Raw genomic sequence first — 6444 nt, 5'->3', positions numbered from 1 at the left:
CCCGAACGGATCGGCGTCCACCTCTCCGAGGAGTTCCAGCTCCACCCCGAACAGTCCACCGACGCCATCGTCATCCACCACCCCGAAGCGAAGTATTTCAACGCACGCTGACGCGGACCGACGTACACTTGTCGGTCCCATACAGGCCGGTCGCCTGTTCCTCCCGGGCATGCCCGCGGGGAAGAGGTGACCGGCCTTCTCGTCCCTACAGAGAGGTGTGCCGGATGACCAGCACCGTTCCCGCGCCCGTAGCCCGTACGGCCGACGGACACGCCCTCCAGGCGGTGCTGCTCGACATGGACGGCACCCTCGTCGACACCGAGGGGTTCTGGTGGGACGTCGAGGTCGACATCTTCCGCGAACTCGGCCACCGACTTGACGAATCCTGGCGTGACGTCGTCGTCGGCGGGCCCATGAGCCGCAGCGCCGCCTTCCTGATCGAATCCACCGGCGCGGCCATCGACGTCGCCGAGCTCTCCGTCCTCCTCAACGAGCGCTTCGAGGCCCGCATCGCCGACGCGGTGCCCCTGATGCCGGGCGCCGAGCGGCTGCTGTCGGAGCTGGCCCGGCACAACGTCCCCACCGCCCTCGTCTCCGCCTCGCACCGCCGCGTCATCGACCGGGTCCTGCGTTCGCTGGGCCCCGAGCGCTTCGCGATCAGCATCGCCGGCGACGAAGTGCCGCGGACCAAGCCCCACCCCGACCCGTACCTGATCGCCGCCCGCACCCTCGGCGCCCACCCCTCGCGCTGCGCGGTCGTCGAGGACACCGCGACCGGGGTCGCCTCGGCCGAGGCCGCCGGCTGCCGGGTGGTCGCCGTACCGTCCGTGGGCCTGATCCCGCCCGCCCCGGGCCGTACCGTCGTCCGCTCGCTGGAGGACGTGGACCTCCGCTTCCTGCGGTCCCTCATCACTCCGATGAACTGATCGCGCACTCAGGGTTCCGAACAGAATGAGGGTGGGACCGAGGTCCCACCGCAGACCGTCCGGTACGGAGCCCCGGAGGCCGAAATTCCATCCTTGCCGGGGCAGTTGCTCGGGTGACCTTTGTCACCGGAGCGGCTGCCCCCGGCCATGCCCAGAGCACCCATCGGCTTCCTTTGTGTCCCGATTGATCAGCTCCTGACCGAATCCGCGCGGACTTCGGTGTGAGCAGGCGTACTCCTCCCATCACGGTGTGAATACACCCCCGCCGCGACCCGTTCAAGCCACCCCTTCCGGGCCCACTAATGTCGTCGCGGGACCTGCCGCCGCACCGCAGCCGCCCCGCGCACACACCCTTGTGCCGGGGTCGCGCGGACCGATCGTCACACCACCGGCCCGATCGTTCCGCCCTGAACGGGCGACGCCGCGCAGTGCCCTTTTCACCGCTGTGAACAAGTGCCGGGTTGAGGGAGTTTTTCGAGGATGAACCGCAAGACCATGGTGCTGACGGCCGCGGCCGGCCTGCTCACCCCCGCGCTGACCGCCTGCGGCAGCACCAGCGGAACCGGAGCGGGCACAGGAGCGATCGTCGTCGGCACCACCGACCGGTTCGAGGCCGCCGATACGGTCCCCGCCCCGTTCGACCCGGCGTACGCCTACGACGCCGGGACCTGGAACGTACTCCGCCAGACCGTCCAGACCCTGATGCACACCCCGCGCGGCGGCGGCCAGCCCGTCCCCGAAGCGGCCTCCGACTGCCGCTTCACCGACGCCGGCAACGAGAGCTACCGCTGCACCCTGCGCCCCGGGATGAAGTTCGCCAACGGCGACCCGCTCACCGCGAAGGACGTCAAGTTCTCCATCGAGCGCGTCCTCGCCATCAAGGACGAGAACGGCCCGGTCTCCCTGCTCTCCACCCTCGACACCGTCGAGACCAAGGGCGCGGACACCATCGTCTTCCACCTGAAGACCCCGGACGCCACCTTCCCGTACAAGCTGTCGACGCCCGCCACCGGCATCGTCAACCAGAAGATGTACGACGGCAAGAAGCTCCGCGACGGCTTCGCCGTCGACGGCTCCGGCCCCTACACGATGAAGCCCGAGGTCAAGGACAACCACCTCGTCCGGGCCGTCTTCAGCAAGAACCCGAACTACAAGGGCGACATCAAGCTGCAGAACGACAAGGTCGAACTGCGCACCTTCACCGACTCCGTCGCGATGGGCAAGGCCCTCACCGACGGCTCGATCCAGATGGTCTCGCGCACCCTGTCGCCCGCCCAGATCCAGGACTTCGCCGCCAAGCCGCCCAAGGGCGTCAAGCTCGTCCCGATGCCCGGCCTGGAAATCCGCTACATCGCCTTCAACACCGAGGCACCGGTCGTCAAGGACAAGGCCGTCCGCCAGGCCCTCGCCGCCGCAGTCGACCGCAACGCGATCATCTCCAAGGTGTACGGGAAGTCCGCGACGCCGCTCTACTCGCTGGTCCCCACCACGGTCAACGGACACGTCAACTCCTTCTTCAACAAGTACGGCGAGGCGAACACCGCCAAGGCCGCCGCCCTGCTGAAGGACGCCGGGATCAAGACCCCCGTCAAGCTGACGCTGAACTACACCAACGACCACTACGGCGACGGCACCGCCGGAGAGTTCGCCGCCCTCAAGGCCCAGCTGAACTCCACCCAGCTCTTCGACGTCACCGTCCAGGGCACCGACTGGGCCGACTTCCGCCCCGCGCAGAAGAAGGGCGACTTCGCCGCCTACGGCCTCGGCTGGTTCCCCGACTACTCCGACGCCGACAACTTCCTCGCCCCGTTCCTGGAGCAGGACAACTTCCTGGGCACCCCGTACTCCAACAACGCGGTGCGCTCCAAGCTCATCCCCGAATCGCGCCGCGCCGTCGACCGCAGCGTCGCCGCCCCCGCGATCGCGGAGATGCAGGACATCGTCGCCGACGACGTCCCCGTCCTGCCCCTGTGGCAGGGCAAGCAGTACGTCGCCGCGCGCGACGGCATCACCGGTGTGGAGTGGTCCGTCAACTCCATCTCGGACCTGCAGCTGTGGGAACTCGGCCGGGGTGTCAGCGGCTGAGCACCACAGCGACCGGCCCGCGGGACGACCGCGGGCCGGCTCCAACGAAAGCGCTCGACTGTGAAGGACGTTCGTGAGATGAGACGTAACCAGTGGCTGGTCGCCCCGGTAGGGGCGGTCACGGCCGCCGCGCTGCTCAGCGGTTGCGGAGCGCAGAACGGCGCCGCCGCCGGCGACGGCAAGGGCGTGGTCATGGGCATATCGGCCGACGTGCGCTCGACGGACCCGGCGGCGGGTTACGACCCCGGCTCCTGGCTGCTCTTCAACAACGTCTTCCAGTCGCTGCTGGCCTTCCCCAAGGGCGCCACCACCCCCGAACCGGACGCCGCCCAGTCCTGCGCCTTCGAGGGCAGCGACAGCAAGCTCTACAAGTGCACCCTGCGCGCCGGCCTGAAGTTCAGCAACGGCAACAGCCTCACCGCCCAGGACGTCAAGTTCTCCTTCGAGCGCACGCTGAAGATCAACGACCCGAACGGCCCCGCCGTCATGTTCGGCTCGGTCACCCGCATCGACACCCCGGACGACAAGACCGTCGTCTTCCACCTCAAGTCGTCCGACGCGACCTTCCCCAGCAAGATCGCGTCGGGCGCGGGGTCCATCGTCGACCACCGCGAGTACCCGGCCGACAAGCTCCGCACCGACGGCAAGGCCGTCGGCTCCGGCGTCTACAAGCTGGACTCCTTCTCCAACAAGAGCGCCGCCTTCTCCGTCAACGGCTCCTACACGGGCCAGGCCAAGGCGAAGAACACCGGCGTCACCATGAAGTTCTTCCACGAGGACGAGGGCGCCCTCAAGGCCGCCCTCGAAGCGGGCGACGTCGACTTCGCCTTCCGCGGCCTCGCCGCCAAGGACATCGCGGGCATGGCCGCCAAGACCGGCGACCAGAAGGTCCTCGTCGTCCAGGGCGCCGGCGCCGAAGTCGAACACCTCGTCTTCAACATGAACGACCCGGTCGTCGGCAAGCTCCCCGTCCGCAAGGCCATCGCCTACCTCGTCGACCGCGACGCCCTCGTCAAGGACGTCTACGACGGCACCGCGACCCCGCTCTACTCCATCGTCCCCGCCGGGATCGGCTCCCACAGCACGGCCTTCTTCGACCGCTACGGCGGCAACCCCCAGCCCGACAAGGCCCGGGCCGTCCTCAAGGCCGCCGGCTACAAGGACAAGATCAAGCTCACGCTGTGGTCCACCCCGTCGCGCTACGGGCCCTCCACCGACCAGGAGTTCCAGGCGATCGCCAAGCAGCTGAACGCGAGCGGCCTCTTCGACGCCGAGGTCAAGTCCGTCGAGTTCGGGCAGTACGAGAAGGACATCCAGGCGGGCAAGTACGGCGTCTACGTCAAGGGCTGGGTGCCGGACTACCCCGACGCCGACAACTTCACGCAGCCCTTCTTCGGCCCGGACAACGTCCTCCTGAACAACTACGACAACAAGGAGATCACCGGGACCATCATCCCGGCGACCTCCGCGAAGGCCGACCGCACCGCCACCACCACCGACTTCACGCGCCTCCAGGACATCGTGGCCGAAGAGGTGCCGATCCTCCCCCTGTGGCAGAGCAAGCAGTACGCGGTCGCCCGCCCCGACATCGCCGGACTCCAGTGGTCCCTCGACGCCTCCACGGTCTTCCGCTTCTGGGAGATCAGCAAGGGCTGACCCACCCACGCCGCCCGACCGCCCCGCCCTCAGGGAGTCACTGCGCTCCCGGGCGGACCAGGCCGCTCTCGTACGCGTACACGGCGGCCTGGACCCGGTCGCGCAGACCCAGCTTCGTCAGCACGTGACCCACGTGCGTCTTGACCGTGGTCTCGCTCACGAACAGATCCGCCGCGATCTCCGCATTCGACAAACCGCGCGACACCAGCTTCAACACCTCGACCTCGCGCTCCGTGAGCGTGCCCAGCGTGTTCGGCACGGGGGAGTCACCCGACGGCAGGTGCCCCGCGTACTTGTCCAGGAGCCGGCGCGTGATGCTCGGCGCGAGCATCGCCTCACCCCCCGCCACCACCCGGATCGCCTGCACCAGCTCCACCGCCGGCGCGTCCTTCAACAGGAAGCCGCTCGCCCCCGCACGCAGCGCCTCCACCACGTACTCGTCCAGATCGAAGGTGGTCAGCACCAGCACCTTCGCCGGCCCGTCCCGCCCCGGCCCCGTGATCTGCCGGGTCGCCTCCACCCCGTCCATCCGCGGCATCCGGATGTCCATCAGCACCACGTCGGGCTGGAGCGCCCGCACCTGGTCGATCGCCTGCAGGCCGTCCCCGGCCTCGCCCACGACCGCGAGATCACCCTCGGCTTCCAAGATCATCCGGAAACCGGTGCGCAGCAGTGGCTGGTCGTCGACCAGCAGGACGCGGATCGCCACAGGGTCTCCCTCGTAATCGCATCAACACTCGGACAGCACGGCAGGACCCCGCCCATTCTGCCCTGACCCGCCCCTCACGATTCCTCCGACCGCTCCACCGCCGGCCGCGCGGAGATCACCAGCGGATACACCGGGGGAGTGCCACCGAACTCCGGACACACCGCCTGGTGGTCGCACCAACCGCACAACTTCGTCGGCCGCGGCCGCCAGTCACCCGACTCCGTCGCCTCCTTGATCGCCTCCCACAGCGCCAGCAGCTTGCGCTCCATCCGCTCCAGGTCCTCGATCACCGGGTCGTACGTGATCACGTCCCCGCTGCCCAGATACACCAGCTGCAGCCGCCGCGGCACCACCCGCTTGAGCCGCCACACCACCAGCGCGTAGAACGTCATCTGGAACAGCGCGCCCTCCGCGTACTCCGGCCGCGGCGCCTTGCCCGTCTTGTAATCGACGATCCGCACCTCGCCCGTCGGCGCGACGTCCACCCGGTCGATGATCCCCCGCAGCCGCAGCCCCGAATCCAGCTCCGTCTCGACGAAGAACTCCCGCTCCACCGGCTCCAGCCGCGTCGGATCCTCCAAGGTGAACCACCGGTCCACCAACGCCTCGGCCTCCGTCAGCCACCCCGCCAGACCCACGCCCCCGTCGTCCCCCGGGAACAGCTCCGTCAGCTCCGGCTTCGCCTCCACCAACCGGTCCCACTGCCCCGGGATCAAAGCCTTCGCCCGCGGCGCCGTCCGCTCCTGCGCCGGGTGGTCGAAGAGCCGCTCCAGCACCGCGTGCACCAGCGTCCCCCGGGTCGCCGCCGCACTCGGCTTCTCCGGCAGCTTGTCGATCACCCGGAACCGGTACAGCAGCGGGCACCGCATGAAATCGCTCGCCCGCGAAGGGGACAGCGAAGTGGGCCGGGCTGCTTCGGCCGGACCGGTACCGGGGCTCGTCGTCATACCAAGACCCTACGACCCGCCACCGACAGCACGGGCATACCATCGACGCCGACCCCCCTCGCACTGCATGATCGGAGCATCACACCGCGCGACCGCGCGGCCCCACCGACCCCGGCAGGAC

At 68.9% G+C, this 6444-nt stretch carries 5 protein-coding genes; 3 read left to right on the top strand and 2 right to left on the bottom strand.

All coding sequences use genetic code 11. From position 1 onward, the window contains the following. Positions 1-224: 224 nt before the first annotated feature. From ACZ4UB_RS35680 to ACZ4UB_RS35670, 3 genes are all read left to right on the top strand, one after another. Positions 225-926, top strand: a complete 702-nt coding sequence (locus ACZ4UB_RS35680) for an HAD family hydrolase (RefSeq protein WP_468076800.1) — start codon at positions 225-227, stop codon at positions 924-926. Between the two features lie 480 nt (positions 927-1406). Continuing rightward, on the top strand, positions 1407-3011 hold the full coding sequence (locus tag ACZ4UB_RS35675; RefSeq protein WP_468076798.1) for an ABC transporter substrate-binding protein: 1605 nt from the start codon (positions 1407-1409) through the stop codon (positions 3009-3011). Positions 3012-3089: 78 nt separating this feature from the next. Then, positions 3090-4667 carry an ABC transporter substrate-binding protein gene (locus tag ACZ4UB_RS35670; RefSeq protein WP_468076796.1) on the top strand — a complete coding sequence of 526 codons (1578 nt, stop codon included), beginning with the start codon at positions 3090-3092 and terminating at the stop codon, positions 4665-4667. Between the two features lie 37 nt (positions 4668-4704). Here the strand turns inward: ACZ4UB_RS35670 and ACZ4UB_RS35665 are convergent, their stop codons facing one another. Then, positions 4705-5376: a response regulator transcription factor gene (locus tag ACZ4UB_RS35665; protein WP_354383618.1), complete on the bottom strand. Its 672-nt coding sequence runs from the start codon at positions 5374-5376 to the stop codon at positions 4705-4707. A 74-nt stretch (positions 5377-5450) separates the two neighbouring features. Further along, positions 5451-6323, bottom strand: a complete 873-nt coding sequence (locus ACZ4UB_RS35660) for a RecB family exonuclease (RefSeq protein WP_468076794.1) — start codon at positions 6321-6323, stop codon at positions 5451-5453. Positions 6324-6444: the final 121 nt, after the last annotated feature.

It is taken from the genome of Streptomyces sp. NPDC028419 (genome assembly GCF_055565515.1).
The sequence above is the reverse complement of the archived record's forward strand: the minus strand, read 5'-3'. Positions and strand labels throughout refer to the sequence as shown.